The organism is Pseudomonas sp. F220 (assembly GCF_057813935.1).
In genome coordinates, this window is record NZ_JBVASJ010000001.1 from 391,258 (window position 1) to 414,431 (window position 23,174).

General features: G+C 59.4%; 28 protein-coding genes and 1 tRNA gene. 22 read left to right on the forward strand and 7 right to left on the reverse strand.

Translation table 11 applies throughout. The features are described from left to right. The first annotated feature begins 250 nt into the window (after nucleotides 1-250). The 3 genes from ACZYSM_RS01675 to ACZYSM_RS01685 are packed head-to-tail and all read left to right on the forward strand — an operon-like array spanning nucleotide 251 to nucleotide 3,661. The gene (locus ACZYSM_RS01675) at nucleotides 251-1,537 is read left to right on the forward strand and encodes a murein hydrolase activator EnvC family protein (protein ID WP_489068289.1); all 1,287 of its coding nucleotides are present in this window, start codon (nucleotides 251-253) and stop codon (nucleotides 1,535-1,537) included. A 31-nt stretch (nucleotides 1,538-1,568) separates the two neighbouring features. Then, nucleotides 1,569-2,876: a S41 family peptidase gene (locus tag ACZYSM_RS01680; protein WP_489068211.1), complete on the forward strand. Its 1,308-nt coding sequence runs from the start codon at nucleotides 1,569-1,571 to the stop codon at nucleotides 2,874-2,876. Nucleotides 2,877-2,878: 2 nt separating this feature from the next. Then, complete coding sequence (locus ACZYSM_RS01685; RefSeq protein WP_489068213.1) at nucleotides 2,879-3,661, forward strand: divergent polysaccharide deacetylase family protein; 783 nt, start codon at nucleotides 2,879-2,881, stop codon at nucleotides 3,659-3,661. A gap of 47 nt (nucleotides 3,662-3,708) precedes the next feature. Here ACZYSM_RS01685 and ACZYSM_RS01690 read toward each other — a convergent pair whose 3' ends face one another. The 7 genes from ACZYSM_RS01690 to ACZYSM_RS01720 form a co-directional block, all read right to left on the reverse strand. Continuing rightward, complete coding sequence (locus ACZYSM_RS01690; RefSeq protein WP_489068215.1) at nucleotides 3,709-4,464, reverse strand: substrate-binding periplasmic protein; 756 nt, start codon at nucleotides 4,462-4,464, stop codon at nucleotides 3,709-3,711. 70 nt (nucleotides 4,465-4,534) lie between these two features. After that, nucleotides 4,535-5,305, reverse strand: a complete 771-nt coding sequence (hisF, locus tag ACZYSM_RS01695) for an imidazole glycerol phosphate synthase subunit HisF (protein WP_489068217.1) — start codon at nucleotides 5,303-5,305, stop codon at nucleotides 4,535-4,537. 9 nt (nucleotides 5,306-5,314) lie between these two features. Further along, nucleotides 5,315-6,052: a 1-(5-phosphoribosyl)-5-[(5-phosphoribosylamino)methylideneamino]imidazole-4-carboxamide isomerase gene (gene hisA / locus ACZYSM_RS01700; protein WP_489068219.1), complete on the reverse strand. Its 738-nt coding sequence runs from the start codon at nucleotides 6,050-6,052 to the stop codon at nucleotides 5,315-5,317. Nucleotides 6,053-6,094: 42 nt separating this feature from the next. Beyond that, complete coding sequence (locus ACZYSM_RS01705) at nucleotides 6,095-6,352, reverse strand: DUF2164 domain-containing protein (RefSeq protein ID WP_489068221.1); 258 nt, start codon at nucleotides 6,350-6,352, stop codon at nucleotides 6,095-6,097. Continuing rightward, a complete protein-coding gene (hisH, locus tag ACZYSM_RS01710) occupies nucleotides 6,352-6,990 on the reverse strand; it encodes an imidazole glycerol phosphate synthase subunit HisH (RefSeq protein ID WP_489068223.1) in 639 nt (212 codons plus the stop codon). Before hisH ends, ACZYSM_RS01705 begins: the two co-directional genes overlap by 1 nt. Then, complete coding sequence (gene hisB / locus ACZYSM_RS01715; RefSeq protein WP_489068225.1) at nucleotides 6,990-7,583, reverse strand: imidazoleglycerol-phosphate dehydratase HisB; 594 nt, start codon at nucleotides 7,581-7,583, stop codon at nucleotides 6,990-6,992. Before hisB ends, hisH begins: the two co-directional genes overlap by 1 nt. A 269-nt stretch (nucleotides 7,584-7,852) precedes the next feature. Beyond that, the gene (locus ACZYSM_RS01720; protein WP_489068227.1) at nucleotides 7,853-9,514 is read right to left on the reverse strand and encodes an OFA family MFS transporter; all 1,662 of its coding nucleotides are present in this window, start codon (nucleotides 9,512-9,514) and stop codon (nucleotides 7,853-7,855) included. A gap of 227 nt (nucleotides 9,515-9,741) precedes the next feature. Between ACZYSM_RS01720 and ACZYSM_RS01725 the strand changes: the two genes are divergently transcribed. The 19 genes from ACZYSM_RS01725 (at nucleotide 9,742) to ACZYSM_RS01815 (ending at nucleotide 23,038) form a co-directional block, all read left to right on the forward strand. Then, a complete protein-coding gene (locus ACZYSM_RS01725; protein WP_489068229.1) occupies nucleotides 9,742-10,140 on the forward strand; it encodes an acetyl-CoA sensor PanZ family protein in 399 nt (132 codons plus the stop codon). Between the two features lie 83 nt (nucleotides 10,141-10,223). Next, entirely contained in the window at nucleotides 10,224-12,452 is a 2,229-nt protein-coding gene (locus ACZYSM_RS01730; protein ID WP_489068231.1) for an AsmA family protein, read from the forward strand. Then, nucleotides 12,449-13,516: an A/G-specific adenine glycosylase gene (mutY, locus tag ACZYSM_RS01735; protein ID WP_489068233.1), complete on the forward strand. Its 1,068-nt coding sequence runs from the start codon at nucleotides 12,449-12,451 to the stop codon at nucleotides 13,514-13,516. The genes ACZYSM_RS01730 and mutY overlap by 4 nt, the downstream gene beginning before the upstream one ends. Next, entirely contained in the window at nucleotides 13,513-13,785 is a 273-nt protein-coding gene (locus ACZYSM_RS01740) for an oxidative damage protection protein (RefSeq protein WP_489068235.1), read from the forward strand. Before mutY ends, ACZYSM_RS01740 begins: the two co-directional genes overlap by 4 nt. Nucleotides 13,786-13,887: 102 nt before the next feature. After that, nucleotides 13,888-13,963: transfer RNA gene (locus ACZYSM_RS01745), tRNA-Phe, on the forward strand. Between the two features lie 208 nt (nucleotides 13,964-14,171). Then, nucleotides 14,172-15,377 carry a tyrosine-type recombinase/integrase gene (locus tag ACZYSM_RS01750; RefSeq protein WP_489068237.1) on the forward strand — a complete coding sequence of 402 codons (1,206 nt, stop codon included), beginning with the start codon at nucleotides 14,172-14,174 and terminating at the stop codon, nucleotides 15,375-15,377. 108 nt (nucleotides 15,378-15,485) lie between these two features. Beyond that, the gene (locus tag ACZYSM_RS01755) at nucleotides 15,486-15,944 is read left to right on the forward strand and encodes a hypothetical protein (RefSeq protein ID WP_489068239.1); all 459 of its coding nucleotides are present in this window, start codon (nucleotides 15,486-15,488) and stop codon (nucleotides 15,942-15,944) included. Between the two features lie 19 nt (nucleotides 15,945-15,963). Beyond that, entirely contained in the window at nucleotides 15,964-16,470 is a 507-nt protein-coding gene (locus ACZYSM_RS01760) for a hypothetical protein (protein WP_489068241.1), read from the forward strand. A gap of 167 nt (nucleotides 16,471-16,637) precedes the next feature. After that, a complete protein-coding gene (locus ACZYSM_RS01765) occupies nucleotides 16,638-16,892 on the forward strand; it encodes an AlpA family phage regulatory protein (protein WP_489068243.1) in 255 nt (84 codons plus the stop codon). 1 nt (nucleotide 16,893) lies between these two features. Further along, a complete protein-coding gene (locus ACZYSM_RS01770; protein WP_489068245.1) occupies nucleotides 16,894-17,196 on the forward strand; it encodes a helix-turn-helix domain-containing protein in 303 nt (100 codons plus the stop codon). Continuing rightward, a complete protein-coding gene (locus tag ACZYSM_RS01775) occupies nucleotides 17,193-17,849 on the forward strand; it encodes a KilA-N domain-containing protein (protein ID WP_489068247.1) in 657 nt (218 codons plus the stop codon). Before ACZYSM_RS01770 ends, ACZYSM_RS01775 begins: the two co-directional genes overlap by 4 nt. Before the next feature lie 478 nt (nucleotides 17,850-18,327). Further along, nucleotides 18,328-18,621 carry a hypothetical protein gene (locus ACZYSM_RS01780; RefSeq protein ID WP_489068249.1) on the forward strand — a complete coding sequence of 98 codons (294 nt, stop codon included), beginning with the start codon at nucleotides 18,328-18,330 and terminating at the stop codon, nucleotides 18,619-18,621. Then, complete coding sequence (locus tag ACZYSM_RS01785; RefSeq protein WP_489068251.1) at nucleotides 18,618-18,824, forward strand: hypothetical protein; 207 nt, start codon at nucleotides 18,618-18,620, stop codon at nucleotides 18,822-18,824. The genes ACZYSM_RS01780 and ACZYSM_RS01785 overlap by 4 nt, the downstream gene beginning before the upstream one ends. Nucleotides 18,825-19,065: 241 nt before the next feature. Further along, nucleotides 19,066-19,341, forward strand: a complete 276-nt coding sequence (locus tag ACZYSM_RS01790; protein WP_489068253.1) for a hypothetical protein — start codon at nucleotides 19,066-19,068, stop codon at nucleotides 19,339-19,341. Between the two features lie 4 nt (nucleotides 19,342-19,345). Beyond that, nucleotides 19,346-19,633, forward strand: a complete 288-nt coding sequence (locus ACZYSM_RS01795; protein ID WP_489068255.1) for a hypothetical protein — start codon at nucleotides 19,346-19,348, stop codon at nucleotides 19,631-19,633. Between the two features lie 91 nt (nucleotides 19,634-19,724). Then, nucleotides 19,725-20,603 carry a toprim domain-containing protein gene (locus tag ACZYSM_RS01800; protein WP_489068291.1) on the forward strand — a complete coding sequence of 293 codons (879 nt, stop codon included), beginning with the start codon at nucleotides 19,725-19,727 and terminating at the stop codon, nucleotides 20,601-20,603. Next, complete coding sequence (locus ACZYSM_RS01805) at nucleotides 20,590-22,386, forward strand: DUF927 domain-containing protein (RefSeq protein WP_489068257.1); 1,797 nt, start codon at nucleotides 20,590-20,592, stop codon at nucleotides 22,384-22,386. The genes ACZYSM_RS01800 and ACZYSM_RS01805 overlap by 14 nt, the downstream gene beginning before the upstream one ends. Then, the gene (locus ACZYSM_RS01810; RefSeq protein ID WP_489068259.1) at nucleotides 22,383-22,742 is read left to right on the forward strand and encodes a hypothetical protein; all 360 of its coding nucleotides are present in this window, start codon (nucleotides 22,383-22,385) and stop codon (nucleotides 22,740-22,742) included. The genes ACZYSM_RS01805 and ACZYSM_RS01810 overlap by 4 nt, the downstream gene beginning before the upstream one ends. Next, nucleotides 22,739-23,038, forward strand: a complete 300-nt coding sequence (locus ACZYSM_RS01815) for a hypothetical protein (protein WP_489068261.1) — start codon at nucleotides 22,739-22,741, stop codon at nucleotides 23,036-23,038. The genes ACZYSM_RS01810 and ACZYSM_RS01815 overlap by 4 nt, the downstream gene beginning before the upstream one ends. Nucleotides 23,039-23,174: the final 136 nt, after the last annotated feature.

A 23,174-nucleotide genomic window follows, 5' to 3' on the forward strand; every position in this document is an offset into this window, starting at 1 on the left:
AGGTCGTTCCGACCCAGTCAAACCCTGTGGGAGCGAGCCTGCTCGCGATAGCAATCTGACATTCAACGTCTTCGTTGAATGTTAAGACGCCATCGCGAGCAGGCTCGCTCCCACAGTGGTATTTGGGAGTTTCAAAGGCTATTAGACCCTGCGTGCCACTCCAGTCATCACACAGCCCCAATTGGGCGTTTTTTTTGCGGTCCGCGGCGGGCATACTATGCTGTCCCTTTCCCTGGTGTCGCCCGCCTCTATGCTTCGCGCCCTGATTGCCCTTGCTCTGACTTGCCTGCTCCAACCGGCCTTTGCCGATGAGCGAGCGCAAACCCAACAACAGTTGGACGCCACGCGTCAGGATATTACTGAGCTGAAAAAACTCCTCGGCAAATTGCAGGAGGAAAAATCCGGTGTGCAGAAAGACCTGCGCGGCACCGAAACCGAAATGGGCAAGCTGGAGAAACAGGTCGACGCTCTGCAAAAAGAGCTGAAAAAGAGCGAATCCGAGCTGCAGCGACTCGATGAAGAGAAAAAAAAACTCCAGAGCGCGCGCATTGAACAGCAACGACTGATCGCGATTCAGGCCCGAGCGGCCTACCAGAACGGCCGTCAGGAATACTTGAAGCTGCTGCTCAACCAACAAAATCCGGAAAAATTTGCCCGGACCCTGACCTATTACGACTACTTGAGCCAGGCGCGCCTGGAGCAGCTGAAAAATTTCAACGAAACCCTGCGCCAACTGGCCAACGTCGAGCAGGACATTGCCATGCAGCAAGCCCAGCTGCTGGTGCAGAAAAGCAGTCTCGACAGCCAGCGCGACGAACTCGATAAAGTCCGCAAAGAGCGCCAACTGGCGTTGGCCAAGCTCAACGACGACGTAAAAGCTCGCGACCAGAAACTTCAAGCCCGCGAGCAGGATCAAGCCGACCTGTCTAAAGTCCTCAAAACCATCGAAGAAACCCTGGCCCGTCAGGCCCGTGAGGCAGAAGAAGCGCGGCAAAAAGCGCTGATCGCCCAGCAGGAAGCCGAAAAAAAGCGCTTGCGTGAGGCCCAGGCGGTTGCCAGCGATAGTCCGCGTAAACCAGCTAAAGCCGCGCCCGGCCCCTTGGTTTCCAGTTCCGGAGCCTCCTACGGTGGCCCTTTTGCATCGGCGCGCGGCAAACTTCCATGGCCGGTTGATGGTCGACTGCTGGCGCGCTTTGGTGAAACCCGTGGCGATGATGCCCGCACCAAGTGGGACGGCGTGATGATCAGCGCCTCCGCCGGCAGCCAGGTGCATGCCGTACACGGCGGTCGCGTGGTGTTCGCCGACTGGTTGCGAGGGGCCGGATTGCTGGTCATTCTCGACCATGGCAACGGGTTTCTGAGCCTTTATGGTCACAACCAGACGCTGCTTAAAGCCGCTGGTGATGTTGTAAAAGCCGGTGAGTCCATCTCCACTGTCGGCAACAGCGGTGGGCAAGACACGCCAGCGCTATATTTCGCTATTCGTCAGCAGGGTCACCCGAGTGATCCGGCACAATGGTGTCGCGCGCAAGGATAAGCGTGCCATCTAACTCAGGAGTTCGTTTGACATGCTGCATTTGTCCCGCCTCACCTCGCTGGCCCTGACGATCGCCATTGTGATCGGTGCGCCCCACGCGTTTGCCGCCCAAGCCGCTCCTGCGCCAACAGCCGCGACCACCAAGGCGCCATTGCCGCTCGATGAGCTGCGCACCTTTGCCGAGGTCATGGACCGGATCAAGGCGGCTTATGTCGAACCCGTAGACGACAAGACCCTGCTGGAAAATGCCATCAAAGGCATGCTCAGCAACCTCGACCCCCACTCGGCCTATCTGGGCCCGGAAGACTTCGCTGATTTGCAGGAAAGCACCAGCGGCGAATTCGGTGGTCTGGGCATCGAAGTCGGTGCCGAAGATGGCTTCATCAAGGTCGTCTCGCCGATCGACGATACTCCGGCGTCCAAAGCAGGCATTCAGGCCGGCGACTTTATCGTCAAGATCAACGGCCAGCCGACTCGCGGCCAGAGCATGACCGAAGCGGTCGACAAGATGCGTGGCAAGATCGGCCAGAAAATCACCCTGACCCTGGTTCGCGACGGCGGTACGCCGTTCGACGTGACGCTGACACGCGCCACCATCCAGGTCAAAAGCGTGAAGAGCCAATTGCTCGAGTCCGGCTACGGCTACATCCGTATCACCCAGTTCCAGGTAAAAACCGGCGAAGAGGTTTCCAAGGCCCTGGCCAAGCTGCGCAAGGATAACGGCAAGAAGCTCAGCGGTATCGTCCTGGACCTGCGCAACAACCCGGGCGGCGTGCTGCAATCGGCGGTTGAAGTGGTCGACCACTTCATCACCAAAGGTCTGATCGTCTACACCAAGGGCCGCATCGCCAACTCCGAGCTGCGCTTCTCCGCGACCGGCAAAGACGAAAGCGAAGCCGTGCCAATGGTGGTGCTGATCAACGGCGGCAGTGCCTCGGCTTCGGAAATTGTCGCCGGCGCCCTGCAGGATCAGAAACGCGCTGTACTGATGGGCACCACCAGCTTCGGTAAAGGTTCGGTGCAAACCGTGCTGCCACTCAACAACGAGCGCGCGCTGAAGATCACCACCGCGCTGTACTACACGCCAAACGGTCGCTCGATCCAGGCTCAAGGTATCGTGCCGGACATCGAAGTGCGCAAAGCCAAGATCACCAACGTGCAGGACGGCGAATACTTCAAGGAAGCTGATCTGCAAGGTCACCTGGGTAATGGCAACGGCGGCGCCGACAAGCCAACCGGTTCCTCCGGCAAGGCCAAGCCAATGCCGCAGGACGATGACTATCAGTTGGCCCAGGCCCTGAGCCTGCTCAAAGGTCTGAGCATCACCCGCGGCCACTGAGGATGCGTTTAAGGCTCATCCTCAGCTTGCTGTGCTGTCTGGCGGGTGCTGCTCATGCAGCGTCCGCCGAGACAGCAACAACCCCGCACAAGGCTTACTTGAGCCTGATCATCGATGACCTCGGGCAAAACCTGCCACGGGATCGCCGGGTGCTGGCGCTGCCCGGCCCGGTCACGACAGCGGTGATGCCGGACACCCCACATGCCGCCGAATTTGCCCGCGAGGCTCATCGCGCTGGCAAGATCGTCATTCTGCACATGCCCATGGACCCGGCTACCGGGCCATTCGCCTGGCATCCCGATCTGCCTATCGAAGAGCTTGAAAAACGCCTGAACGCGGCGTTCAAGGCCGTGCCCTATACCTCCGGCATCAATAACCACATGGGCAGCCGCATGACCGCCGAACCCAAGGCCATGGCCTGGCTGATGGCCGAATTGCAGCGTCGGCATAAATTCTTCGTCGACAGCCGTACCAGCGCCAAAACCGTGGCCGCCGCCGAGGCGCAGAAGATTGGACTGGCGAGCGTTTCGCGCGACGTGTTTCTCGACGATGAACGCACCGAACAAGCCATCACCGCCCAGTTGCAGACAGCAATCAGCCTGGCCCACAAACAAGGCTCAGCGGTAATGATCGGTCACCCCTACCCGCAAACCCTCGCCGTACTTGAACGCGAACTGCCAAAGCTCAAGGCCCAGGGCATCGACTGGATCGACATCAAGTTGATGATCAGTGTGCGCAGTAATCAAGCGATGGAGGGGCATGGGAAGGATGGGGTTTACCGGTAGCGCTTTTCGTAGCCGCTGGCGAAGCCTGCTGCTACGGGGCCTACGCGTCAGAGATACCGAGCAATAATCTCATCGACTACCCCTTCCTTGCGTAACTGGTCCAGCGCGGCCTGAAGCTTTGCCACCACCTCATCCGACACGTTCTTGTTCAACGCCAGATAAAGCTCGGCACTGTTAAAGCGCAACACGGTCTTGAGTCCGGTCACCCCCTCTTGCTTGGCAAGGTAGCGACCGGCCGGGTCGCCGGTGGCCCAAAGGTCGATCTGGCCGTTGACCAGTTTCCTGGCGTTGTCCTGATCGCGCAGGACTACCACAGGAGCCAAACCCTGCTTGGTCAGCGTCTCGGCAATCGCATCGCCTTTGTAGGCGCCAATTTTGTATTTGCGCGCTTGGTCGAGCGACTCCAGGGTGATCTTGCTATCGGCCTTGGCCAACATGATCCAGTCGTCCGGCCCGATGGGGCCAACCCACTTGAAGAGTTTTTCGCGATCCGGCAGGCGCGCCGTGACAAACACGCCGTACCCCGGTTTCTCCAGGGCAAGCTTGTAGATTCGCTCCCAAGGGAAGCGCAACGTCAGGCTGTAGTTGATTTCGGCGCGTTTGAACATCTCACGGACGATATCCACGGCGATACCGTTGATATTTTCGTCCTGAGCGAAGTTTTTACCGTTCTTCGCCATGTTGTACGGCGGGAAGTTTTCCGTCAGCAACACCAGGGAGGTGTTGGCATTGTCTGCTGCGTGAGCAGCGCCAGTGAGCAATACCCAAGCGCTGGTGAGTACAAGGAGAAGACGTTTGAACATGACGAGCTACCGAAATCCATGGCGTGCCCAAGAGTGCCGTGAGCCCGCCATGCTGTCCAGTGGCCAGACACTATCGCATGACGATACCGCGCGCTGCCATATAGGCCTTGGCTTCCTGCACGGTGTATTCGCCGAAGTGGAAGATACTCGCCGCCAATACTGCGCTGGCGTGACCTTCCAGAATGCCGTCAGCCAAATGCTGCAAATTGCCAACACCGCCTGACGCGATCACCGGGATCCCCAACGCATCGCTGATGGCCCGGGTGACGCCCAGATCGAAGCCGTTTTTCATGCCGTCCTGATCCATGCTGGTCAGCAGGATTTCACCGGCACCGAGGCCTTCCATCTTCTTCGCCCACTCCACCGCATCCAGGCCTGTCGGTTTGCGCCCACCGTGGGTGAAGATTTCCCAGCGCGGGGTTTCGCCAGGCTTTGACACCTTCTTCGCATCGATAGCGACGACGATGCATTGCGAGCCGAAATGCTGCGCCGCCTCACCCACAAACTCAGGATTGAACACCGCTGCGGTGTTGATCGAGACCTTGTCCGCGCCGGCATTGAGCAGGTTGCGAATGTCCTGCACAGTGCGCACACCGCCGCCCACAGTCAGCGGGATGAATACCTGGCTGGCCATGCGTTCAACGGTATGCAGCGTGGTATCGCGGCCATCGACGCTGGCGGTGATGTCGAGAAAGGTAATCTCGTCAGCGCCCTGCTCGTCATAGCGACGGGCAATTTCCACCGGGTCGCCGGCATCACGGATGTTCTCGAACTTGACGCCCTTGACCACACGGCCGTTGTCGACGTCCAGGCAAGGGATAATGCGTTTGGCCAGCGCCATGGTGAGTCCTCAGCCTTGGTAGCTGTCGCAGAAGGCTTGCGCCTCGGCAACGTCGAGAGTGCCCTCATAAATCGCGCGGCCTGTGATAGCGCCGATGATCCCCGGCGCCTTGGCGTCGAGCAGCGACTTGATGTCACCCAGGTTGTGGATACCGCCGGAGGCGATCACCGGGATCCGCGTAGCGGCCGCCAGTGCTGCGGTGTACGACACATTGCAACCCTGCATCATGCCGTCTTTGGCGATATCGGTATAAACGATGGCAGACACGCCGTCGGCTTCGAAACGCTTGGCCAGGTCGATCACCTGTATGGTGCTGATTTCAGCCCAGCCGTCGGTGGCGACGAAACCGTCTTTGGCGTCCAGACCGACAATAACCTTGCCCGGGAACGCACGGCAGGCTTCAGCGACGAATGCCGGATCCTTGACCGCCTTGGTGCCGATGATCACGTAGCTGACGCCCGCCTTGACGTAGTGCTCGATGGTTTCCAGCGAGCGGATACCGCCGCCGATCTGGATCGGCAGGTTCGGGTAGCGCTTGGCAATCGCGGTGACCACTTCGCCGTTGACTGGCTGGCCTTCGAAAGCGCCGTTCAGATCGACCAGATGCAGACGGCGGCAACCGCCCTCGACCCACTTGGCTGCCATGCTCACCGGGTCATCGGAGAACACCGTGGAATCCTCCATGCGGCCCTGGCGCAGACGTACACAGGCACCGTCTTTAAGATCGATAGCGGGAATAATCAGCATCTGGCAAACCTTCAAATTCGATTTTTCAGCTTCACTCGGAAATCAGTTTTTCTCGAGCGCCCACAAGTCGCTTTCGATGCTTTCGAACCTCTCTTTGAGGTGCGTCTGCACATCGAAAATCGCCCTGTTGTAATAGTGCGGAGCAATTTCACGGGTAAACAGTTCGAGGATCTCAGCCGCCTCGAACGAGCCGAGGTCCAGCTCGAAGCGGTCTTCCATGAAACGCTTGATCTTGCTGTTGGCCTCGTTCTCCTGCTCAGGCGTGAGCGTGAGAATCGGCGGCTTGATCTTCTTGGCCATTACCAGCGACCGTCCCATGCGGCGAAGTTTTGCAGTAATTGCAGGCCATGGGTATGGCTCTTCTCCGGGTGGAACTGCACAGCGAAACGCGAGCCATCGGCCAGCGCTGCGGCGAAGTCGACACCGTAGTGACCACCGCCCACCACCTGCCGCGGGTTGCCCGCAGCGATGTAGTAGCTGTGTACGAAGTAGAAACGCGCCAGGTCCGGAATGTTGTGCCACAGCGGATGATCCACCGCCTGCTGCACTTCGTTCCAGCCCATGTGCGGGACTTTCAGGTGTTCGCCGTCTTCGTGCAGACCTTTGCCGAAGAACTTCACCTGGCCTGGAAACAGACCGATGCAGTCGACACCGTCGTTCTCTTCGCTGTGGTCGAGCAAGGCTTGCATGCCGACGCAGATGCCGAGAAACGGACGATCCTGACTCACTTCACGCACCAGCGAGTCGAAGCCCAGACGACGGATTTCCGCCATGCAATCGCGAATGGCGCCGACGCCGGGAAACACCACCCGGTCGGCTTCGCGAATCACGTTGGCATCGCTGGTGATCAACACCTTGCCGGCACCGACGTGCTCGAGGGCCTTGGCCACCGAGTGCAGGTTGCCCATGCCGTAATCGATAACCGCGACCGTCTGCATCAGAGCACGCCCTTGGTCGAAGGCATTTGCCCGGCCATGCGCTCATCCAGCTCAACGGCCATGCGCAGTGCGCGGCCGAACGCCTTGAACACGGTCTCGATCTGGTGGTGGGTGTTGTGCCCACGCAGATTGTCGATGTGCAAGGAGACGTTGGCGTGGTTGACGAAGCCCTGGAAGAACTCCTGGAACAGGTCGACATCGAAGCCGCCGACGGTCGCGCGGGTATAGGGCACGTGCATCTGCAGGCCTGGACGGCCGGAGAAGTCGATCACCACGCGCGACAGCGCTTCATCGAGCGGCACATAGGCGTGACCGTAGCGACGGATGCCTTTTTTGTCGCCGATGGCTTTGCTGAAGGCCTGACCCAAGGTGATACCAACGTCTTCCACCGTGTGGTGGTCGTCGATATGCAGGTCGCCCTTGCTCTCGATATCCATGTCGATCAGCCCGTGACGGGCGATCTGATCCAGCATGTGCTCAAGAAAAGGAACACCGATATTAAATCGGGCCTTTCCGGTGCCATCCAGGTTGATCGAGGCTTTGATCTGGGTTTCCAGAGTGTCGCGCTCGACGGACGCCTTACGTTCGGCCATCACCAGCTCCGCAAAATCATTGGGCGAAAAAGGCAGCCATTATAGGCTCGCGGACGCCAAACAGAAACACGAAGGACGATATCACTGACGAGCTGAAAACAGTGCCTCCAGCGATGTACATGTCAATACAAGCCGGCAAACACCGATTTTGTGTCTTGTGGAGATCAAATGTGGGAGCGGGCTTGCTCGCGAAGGCGGTGTGTCAGGCAACATTGATGTCGACTGACACTTCCTCTTCGCGAGCAAGCCCGCTCCCACAGGGTTCTGCGTTAGTGGAAGAGAGCCGCAGTCTTCTGCAAGGTCACCCAAACACCCCACGCCAGCGGGATACCCACCACCAGCCACGCCGCAACCGCCAACGGCACGCTGCCCGAAGAGGCTTTCCACTCCAGTACGGTAGTGCTGTTTGCCCCTTTGTCATGACCCAGCGCCTGTTCAGCGGCCAGCTCGGTATCGGTCATGAAGTGCTTGTCGGCCACCGGACGCACCAGCAAGTTGCAGAGGAAACCCAGCACCAGCAGGCCCGCGAGAATGTACAAGGTGATGTCATAAGCCGCGGCGCGCTCGACGCCAATGCTCAGTTGATACTCACGCAGGTAGTTCACCAGGACCGGACCCAGTACGCCGGCTGCGGCCCAGGCGGTGAGCAGACGACCATGGATCGCGCCGACCATTTGCGTGCCGAACAGGTCCGCCAGGTAAGCCGGAACCGTCGCAAAACCGCCGCCGTACATCGACAGAATGATGCAGAACGCCGCCACAAACAGCGCAATGTTGCCCAGGTGACCGAGGTTCGGTATCAGCGCGTAAAGCGCAAAACCCAGGGCGAAGAACACAAAGTAAGTGTTTTTACGGCCCAGATAGTCCGAGAAAGTCGCCCAAAAGAAACGTCCACCAATGTTGAACAGGCTCAGCAATCCGGTAAAACCAGCCGCGATGACTGCGATCTGCCCCAACTGAGCGGCGTCCAGCTGACCAAATGCCAGGCCATTACCAAGCAACTTACCGGCGAAGACTTCCTGCAGCAGCGGCGAGGCCATGCCCAGGATGCCGATACCGGCGGATACGTTCAGGCACAGCACCAGCCAGACCAGAATGAACTGCGGGGTTTTCCACGCGACGCTAACGTGCACATGGCGATGGGTGATCATCGCATTGGCAGTTTTTTTCGCCGCAGCGGTCCAGCCTTCAGGCTTCCAGCCAGTGGGCGGAACGCGATAGGCCAGCGCTCCACCGATCATGAACACGAAGTAAATCGCGGCCATCACCAGAAAGCTCTGCCACACGCCGACGCCCGCTGGCGAAGCGAAATGACTCATCAAGGCTGCCGCTAGCGGCGCACCCACCATCGCGCCGCCACCGAAACCCATGATCGCCATGCCAGTCGCCATGCCGCGCTTGTCCGGGAACCACTTGATCAGCGTCGAGACAGGCGAGATATAACCCAACCCCAGCCCGATACCACCAATGACCCCGGAGCCGATCCACATCAGCCATATCTGGTGGGTATAAATGCCCAATGCAGAAATCACCAGACCGCCACACCAGCACAACGCCGAAACGACACCGGCCTTACGCGGGCCGGCGTGCTCCAGCCAACCGCCCCAAATGGCCGCGGAACAGCCGAGGAAGATGAAGAACAACGTGAAAATCCAGCCGAGCATAGAGATCGGCCAGTCACACGTGGCCGAAAAGACCTGCGCGACAAAGCTCATGTCCGGCGCGCACGCCACTGCAGTGGTGACGCCCAAGGCTTTGGACAGCGGCAGCCAGAACACCGAGAAGCCATAGGCCATGCCGATGCACAAGTGGATGGCCAGAGCGGCCGGTGGTACCAGCCAACGGTTGAAACCGGGCTTGGCAATGATGCGTTCTTTAGACAAGAACGCTGGCTGGACGGCGATAATGCCCGCCTCGGAGCTAGAGCTCATTTGTGTTTCCCCCAATTATTAATATGGTCAGCCAGCCACCCTCCATCCATCCACAGCCTTAATGCACGCAGGCATGACCGTTTTATCGGATGAAACTTCTAGAACGCGACATCAAGTCGCAGAAGGACGGACTAACTGCGAGAGGTTACCATTTGCTCACGACAGAAAAACCAAACTGATATCGCCTTATCGCAGCCATCTGCTCTCGCACTACTCAAGGAAATTCCATGCCCATCGTTGTCGAGTCGCTGAACGAAGCCACCTATCAGGATCAGCAGGACCTGCAGAAGATCTATCACGACGCCCCGGACTGGCTGTTTGCGCCGTTCAAAGACGACCTGCAACTGATCGAAAGCAGCTTGCGCGACGGCAGCCTGATCGTCGGGCGTTTCAATGACCGACTACTGGGTGCGGCGCGCCTGCAACGGCAGCATGACGTCTGGCATCTGTCCCAATTATGCGTACGAAAAATCACCCGGCGCCGCGGCGTGGCCGAGCGTCTGGTGAGTGAGGCACAAAGAATGGCTGAGCAGCAAGGCGCAAAACTGCGCCTGCTCGCGCCTGCCGGGCATTTGGAAGCACAGGCACTGTCGGCCAAGCTGCACTTGCCGCTAGATGTGCTCTAGACGCGATCGGTGACCAGTCGTCAGGATCTGAGCGCTATACTCCCCGGCTAAATACGAATTCGACACACTACAAGGACTCGCCCATGAAAGCGTTTGGCAAAATCCTGGGTCTGGTAATTCTCGGGCTGTTGCTGATTATTGTGGCTCTGGGCTTCGCTCTGACCCACTTCTTCAATCCCAACGACTACAAAGACGAGATTCGCCAGATTGCCCGCAACAAGGCCCATATTGAGCTGACGCTCAACGGCGATATCGGTTGGAGCCTGTTCCCCTGGCTTGGCCTGGAGCTGCACGAAGCCAGCGTCGCGACACTGGCCAATCCGACCCAACCTTTCGCCGATCTGCAGATGCTCGGTCTGTCGGTTCGAGTGTTGCCGCTGCTGCGCCGCGAAGTGCAAATGAGCGATGTCCGCGTCGAAGGCCTGAACCTGCGCCTGAATCGCAACAAGGACGGTCACGGGAATTGGGAAGATATTGGCAAGACCGTACCGGTCGCCACACCGGCTGACGCTAGCGCCACAACGGCCAGCGCGCCTGAGCAAGCCAAACCTTCAACACCCGATAAATCTGCCCTACCGGCTCGCCTGGACATCGACAGCCTGACCGTGAACAACGCTCGTGTTGAATACAACGATGAACAAAGCGGCAAACAATTCAGTGCCGAAAGCATTCAGTTGAGCACCGGCGCGATCCACGACGGGACGAGCATCCCGGTCAAGCTGACCGCGTTCCTGGGCAGCAACCAACCCGTGTTGCGGGTCAGGACTGAACTCAATGGTGAGCTGCGCTTCGACCGCGCGCTCAAGCGTTATCAGTTTGAAGACATGAAACTGTCTGGCGAAGCTTCTGGCGATCCGTTGCAAGGCAAGACCATGACCTTCGCCGCTCAGGGCCAGTTGCTGGTGGACATGGCGGCAAACATTGCCGAATGGAACGGACTGAAGTTGTCGGCCAACCAACTGCGTGCCCTTGGCGAGCTGAAGGTCAATGATCTGGACAAGACCCCGCAGATCAGCGGCGGACTTTCGATTGCCCAGTTCGACCTGGCGAAGTTTGTCGACAGCATCGGCCAGAAGCTTCCGGCCATGGCAGAAGGCAGCCTGAGCAAGGTCGAACTGGTCAGCCGTCTTACTGGCACGCCAACCAGCATCGCCCTCGAAGACCTGAACCTGAAACTCGACGACAGCACCTTCACCGGGCGCATCGCGGTCGACGACTTCGTCAAGCAGTCACTGCGCGTACAGCTCAAGGGCGACACCTTCGACGTTGATCGCTACCTGCCGCCAAAATCCGCAGAAGCCAACAGCGCAGCGGTGACCCGTAAGGCTGAAGTGAAAAGCAGCGAAGCAGCGGCCATAGCCGGTCCCGCTAACTCCCCCCTGCCGGAGGCTCCGACCAAAGGCGCCTGGAGCACTGAGAAACTGCTGCCAGTCGAACGCCTGAGCAAGCTGGATATCGACGCGGACCTGAACTTCGGCCAACTGACCCTCGACAAGTTGCCGATCCAGAACGCAGCACTGAAAGCGTCCGGCCAAGGCGGTCTGCTCAAACTCGAAAACCTGCGCGGCGAGCTCTACAACGGCAGCTTCGAAGCCAATGGCAACCTTGACGTGCGTCAGCCAGTGCCGTTGTTGAGCATGCAGACGCGCATCAACAAGGTGCCGGTTGAACGCATCCTCGAAAGCCAGGGGCAAACGCCGCCGGTCAAAGGTCTGATCACCTTGAACAGCACTCTGACGGGCAGTGGGAATAGCCAGAAGACCTTGATCGACAGCCTCAACGGCACTGCCAGCTTCGTCATCAACGACGGCGTGCTGCTCAATGCCAACCTCGAGCAGCAGCTCTGCCAGGGCATCGCCACGCTCAATCGCAAAACCCTCAGCAGCGCACCGCGTGGCAAGGACACACCATTCCAGGAACTCAAGGGCAACCTGACCTTCCGTAACGGCGTGGCCAACAACCCGGACCTGAAAGTGCGCATCCCCGGCCTGACCGTCAACGGCAACGGTGACGTCGATCTGCGGGTACTCGGTATGGATTACCGCGTCGGCATCATCATCGAAGGCGACAAGAGCGACATGCCGGACCCTGCCTGCGAAGTCAATAAACGCTACGCCGGCATTGAGTGGCCACTGCGCTGCCGTGGCCCGCTGGAGCTCGGCGCCAAGGCCTGCCGCCTGGACAATGAAGGCCTGGGCAAGATCGCAAGCAAACTGGCCGGTGACAAGCTCGGCGAAAAAATTGATGAAAAACTCGGCGACAAAGTCAGCCCGGAACTGAAAAACGCTCTCAAGGGGCTGTTCAAACGATGAAAGCCGAGCAATTTTCAACGGCGGTGCTGGATTGGTACGACCGCCACGGCCGCCATGATTTGCCTTGGCAGCAAGGCATCACCCCGTATCGGGTGTGGGTCTCGGAAATCATGTTGCAGCAGACTCAGGTCAGCACCGTGCTGAACTACTTCGACCGCTTCATGACGTCCTTGCCAACGGTCGAAGCCCTGGCCGCCGCCCCTGAAGACGAAGTGCTGCACCTGTGGACTGGCCTGGGTTACTACACCCGCGCCCGTAACCTGCAAAAAACCGCGAAAATCATCGTCGCCGACTATGCCGGCGAATTTCCCCGCGACGTCGAAAAGCTCATCGAGCTGCCCGGCATCGGCTTGTCCACTGCCGGCGCCATCGCCAGCCTGAGCATGGGCCTGCGGGCACCGATCCTCGACGGCAACGTCAAGCGAGTGCTGGCGCGCTTTACCGCACAAGAGGGCTACCCGGGCGAACCCAAGGTCGCCAAACAGCTGTGGGCCAATGCAGAACGCTTCACGCCTCACAGCCGGGTGAACAACTACACCCAGGCGATGATGGACCTCGGCGCGACGCTGTGTACCCGCAGCAAACCCAGCTGCCTGCTCTGCCCGCTGGAAAGCGGCTGCCAAGCGCACATGCTTGGCCTGGAGACCCGCTACCCGATCCCCAAGCCGCGCAAGAGCGTCCCGCAGAAGCGCACCCTGATGCCGATGCTGGCCAACCGCGACGGCGCCATTCTGCTTTACCGACGCCCGTCCACGGGCCTGTGGGGCGGTCTCTGGAGCTTGCCGGAGCTGGACGACCTCAGCGACCTGGAGCATCTGGCGCTGCAACACTCGCTGGAACTGGGCAAGCATCACGCACTGCCGAGTCTGATTCACACCTTCAGCCATTTTCAGCTGGCTATCGAACCCTGGCTGGTTCAGGTCCAAGAGTCCAGCCATCACGTGGCCGAGGCCGACTGGCTCTGGTATAACCTCGCCACCCCGCCGCGTCTGGGCCTTGCTGCCCCGGTGAAAAAACTGCTGAAACGCGCGGCCGACGTATTGAACGCAGGAGAGTTGTCATGACCCGCACCATCATGTGCCGCAAGTACAAAGAAGAACTGCCCGCCCTCGAACGCGCTCCGTTCCCAGGCGCCAAAGGCGAAGACATCTTCAACCACGTTTCCCAGAAAGCCTGGGCCGACTGGCAGAAGCACCAGACCCTGCTGATTAACGAAAAACGCCTGAATATGATGAACGCCGAAGACCGCAAATATCTGCAGGGCGAAATGGACAAGTTCTTTTCCGGCGAGGATTACGCCAAGGCCGACGGCTACGTTCCACCCGCTGAATAAACCCAGCGCAAAAGGTTTGGGTCGTAAGCGACGGTAATAATTAAACATTTTTTCAAAACTTGCTTGACGACCCCCTGAAAAAACAGTTTAATGCGCCCCGTTGCCCAGATAGCTCAGTCGGTAGAGCAGGGGATTGAAAATCCCCGTGTCGGCGGTTCGATTCCGTCTCTGGGCACCACCTTTCGTTTTCAGGTGGTTCCAACACCACCTGAAACACCCAAGAAACCCGCCTAGTGCGGGTTTTTTGCTTTCTATGGTTCCCAACCGTTCCCTTGTAAGCCCAAACATATGTGAGTAGATTTGTGAGTAGAGCCAGTTCGGTCTGGAAATCTACTCACACCACGACGGCAAAACGCCCGCCTGGTGCGGCCTACAAGGAGGCTGCTTTGCCACTCTCAGATACCACCATTCGCACCGCCAAGTCGAAGGACAAGCTCTACCGGCTGACGGACGCCAACGGTTTATGCTTGGAAGTGGCACCGACAGGCACAAAGCTGTGGCGCTACCGCTATCGCTTCAACGGCAGCGCAAAAATGCTAGCGCTGGGTAAATACCCTGCCGTCACCCTGGTGAAGGCCCGCCAGCTACGCGATGAGGCTCGCCAACTGCTGACTGAAGGCGCCGACCCCGGCGAGCAGAAGAAAGCCGCCAAACAAGCGCAGAAGGTCGAGGGACTGACTTTCGAGACGCTTGCGCGGGAGTGGTACGACTACAACTCGCCACGATGGGCAGAGGCCACCGCCTACAAAGCCAAGCTGTACTTGGATAACGACATCATCCCTGGTATCGGCGCCCGCCCGATAAAAACCATCACCCGGCCCGAGCTGGTCGAGCTGGTGCGCACCGTCGAAGCCAGAGGCACGCTCAACGCAGCCGGCAAGATCCGCCAGTGGTTACACCAGATATTCCGCTATGGCTTGGCCAAGGGCGTGGTAGACGCCAACCCGGCCACCGACCTGAGCGTGGTAGCGGCTCCAGTCAAAGCCGCCCGCCATCACCCACACGTCACCTTTGCCGAACTGCCGGAACTGCTGGGCAAGTGCGATACCGTGAACATCCACACACTGACCCGGCATGCCATCCGTCTACTGACGCTGACAGCTGTTCGCCCTGGTGAATTACGCCAAGCGCCGTGGTCGGAGTTCGATCTAGACGCCGCCACCTGGACGATACCCGCTGAACGCATGAAAGCCCGTCGACCGCATATCGTCCCCCTGCCCCGCCAAGCCGTTGCCATCCTGCGCCAACTCTATGAAATCACCGGGCGTTACTCGCTGGTCTTTGCCGGCGCCAATCCCGAACGCCCTATGAGCGAGAACACCATCAACAAGGCCTTGCGGTTAGCCGGCTACGAAGGCCGCCAGACCGGCCACGGCTTCCGTCACCTGCTAAGCACTGAGTTGAACGGGCGCAGTTACAACAAGGATTGGATCGAACGCCAGCTTGCCCACGGTGACAGCGACGAAATACGCGGTACCTACAACCACGCCGCTTATGTCGAGCAGCGCCGGGAAATGATGCAAGCCTGGGCCGACTCAATCGACGCCCTGTGTGCTGGCGCCAACGTGGTGAGCATCAAGCGAAAGGCATAGTTGTTTCCTAGGTGTGCGCGGTCTCGTTTGGGTGTGGTTGGGCTTTGCTGTTAACATTTGGCACTGTGGTTTTATCCACTACTTCGCTGAATGCGCCAAGGGGGCGAGATGCAATCACGTTTCGGGCGTATTCAGCTGGATCGGATCGCCGCTGAATGGGGGGACGGCCACCCGATCAATCCGCGCCTATTAGCCAGCGAAGTAGCCGCAGTGCTGCGCACTCTGGCGCCACTAGATCACCCCATACAAGAAACCTACGCAACCGCCATCCTGAGCGCGATCACGCCAGGCAGCAGCGTCATCACTTACGGCAGCCTTGCAGCCTACTTTGACAGCGCCAGCTTGGGCACTCCGGACGCAACAATCATCACCAATAAGGGCCAAATACCCGCTAATACCGTGCTGATCTGGCGTCAGTGGATTAACACCGTCACCAACGAAGCTGCCGAGCGCGCAATGCTGGTCGCTGGCCTTGCCCTGCCCGCCAATGACAGCTCAAGTACGGCTATGGTCATAGGCGGCCCCCCCCGCGCGCCGCCACACCTTGCCACCATCTCCATCGGGTAGCACACCGGGTTATCTGAAAGTGCGCCAAGCCAATCAGCGCCAAGAAGGCGAGAGGAGCTCAGCCGAGCAGTTGGAGGCAGAGCGAGCGGCACGCCAGCGCTCAGATCAGGAAGTAGTCGAGCTTCGCACCCAGCTCGCAATCAAGGATGCTCAGATTACGCAGCTTCGTGGGGAAAACGAGCAACTGCGCCGGGATGTGAGCGACGTACTCCGGGCCAAGCAAGAAGTTGAAGACGAGAATCTTAATTTTGAGGAACAGCTTGAAGACGCCATGGTCTTTGCCGAGTGCCTTAGGCTCGACAATCCGCTATCACCGCCCGAGCTTGTTCTTGCATTTCGGTGCTGGCGAGAGCTAACCCAAGATAGCACCCATAACCCGGCTGGCGCTGGTGGGCGCGGAGTTCATCCATTGGTTGAAGCTTGGCTAGAACGTAACGACTACCGACTCAACAAGACTGAAACTGAAAGGCTGTGCGCCGTAGTGAGCTGGCGTAAACGCGGATCTGGCGCCATCCGCTCACAATAAATACCCTGCCTATTTCAAAGCCCCACTGTGCTTGGCTTCGCGCTAGTTATCCACAGCACGAAGAATCGAATACCCAGCCTATTTCATGAAATACCCGGCCTATTCTGTGGATAAGTCAGCGGCCAGCATAAGCCCATGTTCTCAACGCCACCCAAGGAGGCGCTAGCATGGCAAATACAGCTCACCCTATCCGCAAGCAAACCGAACAGTCCTCAGCCTTGCCTGAGCGGCCACTTCGCTTCATCAAGCTGGGTGAGGTCAAAGCCCTGACCACCCTGTCCACATCCGAGATTTACCGCCGCATAGCCGCAGGGCGCTTCCCGAAGCAGGTAATGCTCGGGCCGAAGTCTGCTGTCTGGATCGAGGCGGAGGTTATTGCCTGGTGCGGCGCACTTGTCGCTCTGCGAGTGGAGGCGGCCTAACATGAGCCCAAAAAAAATGGCCGACCAACAGGCCGACCACGAAAATACTCGCGTAGAGAATACCAGCGGAACGGCACAACGCGCCCGCCTTTTGGAACGCCTGCATGCTGGCCCGATTGATACCTTCACGGCCATCCGCGAACTGAACATCGTCCGGCCTGGTGCCCGCATCAATGAGCTGCGCGACTTGGGCCACAAAATCCTGACTCATCGCCTCGTCCTTACCGACGATCAAGGCCGTGTGCACCGTGGCATGGCGCTTTATTACCTCAGCACCAACCCGCCAGCTGGGGTGACAGCATGACTGCCAAGATCATTCCCTTCGACTACGAGGGCCATGCCGTGCGGTTCAACGCTGACGGCTGGATCAACGCTACCGAGGCCGCCGCACGGTTCGATAAGGAGCCAGCGCAATGGCTCAGGCTGCCCGACGCGATTCGTTATCTGGAAGGCCTAGAGCGTACATATGGGAAAATCACATATGTAAAAACCAGCCGCGCCCGTGCTGATCGTGGCGGCGGCACCTGGCTCCATCCCAAACTGGCGGTGAAGTTTGCCCGGTGGCTTTCCGTGGACTTTGAGATCTGGTGTGACGAGCAGGTAGACGGCCTGTTGCGCGGTGAATCGAAGCCGTGGTCCAGCTCCCGCCGTGAGGCTGCAATCGGTCACAAGGCCGTCTGTGACGCCATCGCGTTCAACTGCGAAGTCCAAGGCAAAACACCGAAGAAGCACCATTTCATCAACGAATCGCGGCTTATCAACGAGGTCATCACCGGGGTCTTCACTGGCCGCAACCGTGACCTGCTGAGCGCGGGGGAGTTGGAGCTTGTCACGATGGTGGAGATCCGCGACGTAATGCTCATGGGCCAGGGCCTGAGCTTTGCCGAGCGCAAGGCGGCATTGCTGCGCTACGTCCGTGATCAGCAAGCCAAGCACGCGCGGAGGATTGCCGCATGATGACCATCACCCACCCAGCATCGCCGTTGCTCAATCTGAAACAGGGTGTTGCATCCAAGGTTGGCCGCATGTATGGTTTGCCCGTCGCTGCAAATTCAGCGACCGGGCGTAGGAACCCGGAAATTAGTAGGCGCAACAGCGCCCAGATCACAACTGCAGGCGTTTTTTTTCGTCCGCAGTTAAGTGTTATGGCGGCTGTGTGCGGGCAGGCTTTGGCCTGGCCGGGTGCCTACTATCCCGGTATTCCTACCCCGTGCACAGTCGCCACCATATCCCGTAGGAAGGACGGTAGCGGCTCCAATCGAAAAGTAGGAGCTTCACCATTGCACACCCTTACTCCATCCAAAATCCGCGCCCTTGCTCACCGCCGTATGGCCCTGAGTGCTCTCCGCGCCGACTCGTCCCTGTCTGTCCGCCTCACCCGCTACAACGCCCACATGGCCATCGTTCGCACCCTGGAAGCTCAAGGGGACGCGCAATGAATATTCAGACTCTGCCGGCCATGATGACGATCCAAGGCGAGATCCTCACCGACGCGACCCTTGAGCCTTCCGAGGTCGCACAAATGAACTTCGCCCGCGAGGAGTTCAACAAGCTGGTACAGATCCTGTGGCCACTGCTCGACCCTTTACTGTGCAACAAGGAAAACGTCGTCGCTTCCGATATCGCCCGTCATATCGAGCAAGTCCGCTCCTTCAGCGGCAACTTCTGCTGGAAGCACCGCCACGTTGGCCATATGTACGACGCGGTGAATATTGGGGGTGTGCAATGAATATTCAGACCCACGCCAACATCGACGACCTACGCGATGTGCAAGAAATCCTTGTGCTGCTCAGCGTGGCCATGGCCGTCATTGCATCGCCCACCACGCCGATCATCGTCGCCCGCGTCGCTGCCGTTGTTGCGCAACACACTGCGATGGCTTGGGCCGAGTTGCTCGGCGACATGATTGAGTCGAACGGGAGTGAGCAATGAACATCATCAGCGAAAAAGCCCGGGCGCCGAAACGTACACCCACCAGAAGAAAGCAGGTTGGCCTTCGCCTGCATACGAAAGGGAAGATCGCCTGGGATCGGCTGCCATTCGTGGGCAGCGATCACGGAAAACGCTCCTGCTGGGACGTACCTCTTACGGGCAGCTTCTTTGGGACCTGCGAGACAGGAAAGGCTATGGCCCACCTGTATCTCAAGTATGTGAGGGACGAAAGGGATAACCCGTGGCTCTCGGCGGCACTCTGCTGTGTTCAATGCTCAAGAGCCTCACGGGCAAAGAGTCGTCCAACGAGGCAGAGGAGAAAATCAGGACTGGCCAGTTGGCGGGGTTCGTCGGCGAGCTTTCGAATTGGCTCAAGGGCGCGGTCTGTGAGCTCGGTTCAAGTCTTGACCATGCGGGCGAGCAGCAGCTCGTAGATCGAGCAAATCATTGGCTTTCTCTCGACGAGGCCAACTTCTCAGCCCTGATCAATAGCAGCAGCCAAGCCGCTAAGGAATAAAACCATGGAAATTCAAAACAGCGCGCAAGCGTTGAGGGGATCGGCTTGCCCAAAGAAAGCCGCCGAACTGTTTTACGTGACTCACCCAAAGGTGCCAAAGGCGCTCCTCGGGCCATTTTTGACCGAGGCAGATGCGGAGTGTGGCCGCGTTGTCATGCGCAGCGCCGATGCCATGGTGACGGCCTGCCTGGTCGATTTAATCGACGAGATTACACACTGGCACGCCGTGAACAACGGGCAGGTATGCCGGGCGTTTGCTGGCGCTGATCGCCGGGAGGTGAGCAATGGGTAACGTCATTCCGTTCGACCCGTTCACCAGCATCTTGCGTGACGACGTGCCGCCCCAAACGGACTGGAGCGCGTTACGAACCGGAGGGCGCCGCATGACCGATGCCACGATCCGTTTCCGTGACGCGCTCCAGTCCGTTTATGGGTCGCTTGATTGGTTGCCTGTCCCTGATGGTGCGATTCACCGTTTCCGCGTCCCGGACGACAAGCCAGGTTCGCTCAACGGCTGGTATGTCCTCTATCTGGACGGCATCGCCTCGGGTGCGTTTGGCAGCTGGAAGTCTGGTGGCGCCAGCACCTGGAGCAGCCGTGAGCCTGCCGACCACCGCGAAGCCGAACAGGTGCGTCAACGCATCGAGCAGGCCAGGCGCCAACGTGAAGCCGAGCAACACCAGCGCCAGCTCAAAGCCGCGAACCTTGCCCAACGCTGGTGGCGTGACGCTCGCCGCGCCGATCCTGACCACCCATACCTGCTTGCCAAGGGCGTTCGTTCCTATGGCCTGCGCCAACGCAATGACGAGTTGCTGGTGCCGCTGTATGCCGGTGGCGTGCTGGTCAACCTGCAGCGCATCGCCCTGGACGGCAGCAAGCGTTTCTTGGCTGGTGGCCGGGTCAAGGGCAGCTATTCGCCCATGGGGCGTATCACACCTGGTAAGCCGCTGTGTATCTGTGAGGGCTGGGCCACGGGGGCCACGCTCCACGAAAGCGGCTACACCATCGCCTGTGCCATGAATGCTGGGAACCTCAAGCCAGTGGCGCTTGCGCTTCGGGCTGAATACCACAACACCGAAATCATCCTTACCGGCGATGACGACCGAATGACCGAGGGCAACCCCGGACGCACTGCCGCCAATGCCGCCGCCGCTGCCTGTGGCGGATTGGTGACATTCCCCGAGTGGCCCGCCGATGCGCCCGCCGACCTATCCGACTTCAACGACCTCGCCACTTGGAGACGCGCCCATGCGCACGCCTGAAAACAACGTAATCAACCTGCGCCCCGAAGCTCCCATGGTTGAACCTGAGCGACCGTGCTGGGGTGTTTACGATCACTGGGTGACCAATGAGAAAGGCCGTAGATTGCGCCCCGGCGTGTACTGGCACGGCTTCAAACGCAGCGCCGCCGACGATGATGCCGACGAAGATAAGACAGACCGCCCGATCACTGACGAGTGGATTTCCACCCCGGTGACCGTCGCCGCTCGCACCACCAATAGCGACGACGGCAGCGAGGGGCGCTTCCTGCGCCTGATCACCGAGAGCGGTACCAAGGAATGGATCATTCCCATGGAGGTGTTCGGCGGCAGTGGCGAAGACGCCAGGCGCCAACTGTTTGGCATGGGCGTGATTATCGCGCTCAAGAAACGCGGTGCGTTTATGGAATACCTGCTGGAGCAGCGGCCTGCCGAGGTCTTCACCACCACCGGTAAACCGGGCTGGCATGAGTCAGGCGCGTTCGTGCTGCCCGGTCGCACCCTAGGCAGTGACAAGGTGCGTTATCAGGCTAGCAGCCGTGCACAGAACCTGTTCAGCGCCAAGGGTAACTTGGCCCACTGGCAAACGGAGGTTGCGGCCAAGTGTGCAGGTAATCCGGTGCTGACCCTGGCCATCGGCTGTGCGCTGGCCGGGCCATTGCTGAGCCTGGTGGGCGTGTTGGGTGGCGGTGTTCATCTGGTGGGCGACAGTTCCAGCGGCAAGTCGCTAGCGCAACTGATTGGTTCGTCGGTGTGGGGTGATCCGGGTGTGTTTGCCGCCAGTTGGGACATGACCAAGGGCGGTCTGGAGATCGAGGCATCGGGGCGCAATGACACGCTATTGCCCCTGGACGAGATCAAGCGCGCCGACCCCAAGCGCGTACAGGAAATGGCCTATTCGCTAGCCAACGGTCTGGGTAAAGGCACCATGACCCGCGAACGCGAGGGGCGCGCCAAACTGAGCTGGCGCTTGCTGACCTTATCCAGTGGCGAACGGTCGTTGTCTGAACACGCCGCCATATCCGGCAACGCCGCCCACGCTGGCGCCGAGTTGCGCATGGTCGACGTGAACGCTGGCACTCGCACCCACCGCGCCTTTGATGAACTCCACGGCTTCGAAGGGGCAGACTTTCACCGATTGCTCACCGTCGCGGTCACGCTCCAGCACGGCCACCTGGGGCCGATGTTCGTGGAAAAGCTGCTAGCCAGTGACGACCGCCCCGGCCTGCTGGAAGACTTCGCCGATGTCCGCGCCAAGTTCATTGAGGACAACGCCCAGGCCGGGCGCGTGGCGGATCGCTTCGCCGTCATTGCCCTGGCCAATGAAATGGCCATTGCCTACGGTCTGTTGCCGTGGACGCCAGGCACTGCGCTCACCGACTGCCAGTTGCTCTATGGCGAGTGGCTGAATCGTGTGGGCAGTGGCAATGCCGAAGACCGTCAGATCCTCAGCGGCATCCTCGATTTTATCGACAAGCACGGCAGTAGCCGCTTTTCCGACGTGAACGACCAGACGCCCGACACCAAGGTGTTCAACCGCGCCGGGTACTGGAAGTTATCCGGCGGCAAACAACTGTACCTGTTCAACAAGTCGGCATTGGTCGAGGCGGCGCACGGGTATGGCCTGAGCCGCGTTATCAAGGCATTGGAGGGGGCGGGCGCTATTGCCGAGCGTGGCGCAGACCGGAAACGACACGCCAAGAAGTACCGCGTCCCTGGTGGCGGTTCGCCCTGGTTGTATGTGATCGAGCCCGAAGCCTTAGACAGTGAAGGCGGTGCCGTATGACCGTCGCCACCGTAAATCACGAATGCCAATGTTCACAGGAACCTGAAATTGGTGGGAACAGTGGGAACGGTGGGAACAGCCAGCAGGGCCGTGGCTTGCAGCCGTTCCCACCTAATAAAAAGAGTGGGAACAAGTGGGAACACACAATCGCTTTCCAATATAAGAGAGCGATCCGTCTGCCTGCTTTGGTTATCACCGTTCCCACAAAAATTGGAGTGGGAACAAAATGGGAACAGAAAAACACCCCTGGAGGCCGCGTATTTACTGGGCTGTTCCCACCGTTCCCATTGTTCCCACCGTTTTTGAATTCACAGGAACATTTGTATGTGAGTAATCCGGGCATGGTGACGCCATGAGCCTGCTTTCTGACCTGCTCGATCACATGCCGCCGACCATCGCTGGCGCGGACAAGCCAAAACCGGCGACTCGCACCCCGGAGCGTCCACGCCTGGTGCTGGTCGAGCGCCCCGCCCCGGCCAATACCCACACCAATGCCGCCAATGCCACGCCCGAATGGCGACACGCCCGTGACCATTACCTCAACCACATCATGGTTTGTCGGAGCTGCTACGCGCCCACCGGCCGCCATTGCACGGCTGGCGCCCACCTGCGCGCCAGCTACGACAACACACCTATGGAGGCGCACCAATGACGCCCAGCCGTATCCGATCCATAAAGCACACCTACCGGTAGATGCGCCTTGTGTTTACCGTGGCATCTCTGGCGAGCAGTTCCATGGCAGTAGTGCTTCGTAGTCGGCCACCGACTGCGCATGCGGCAATCGCTCA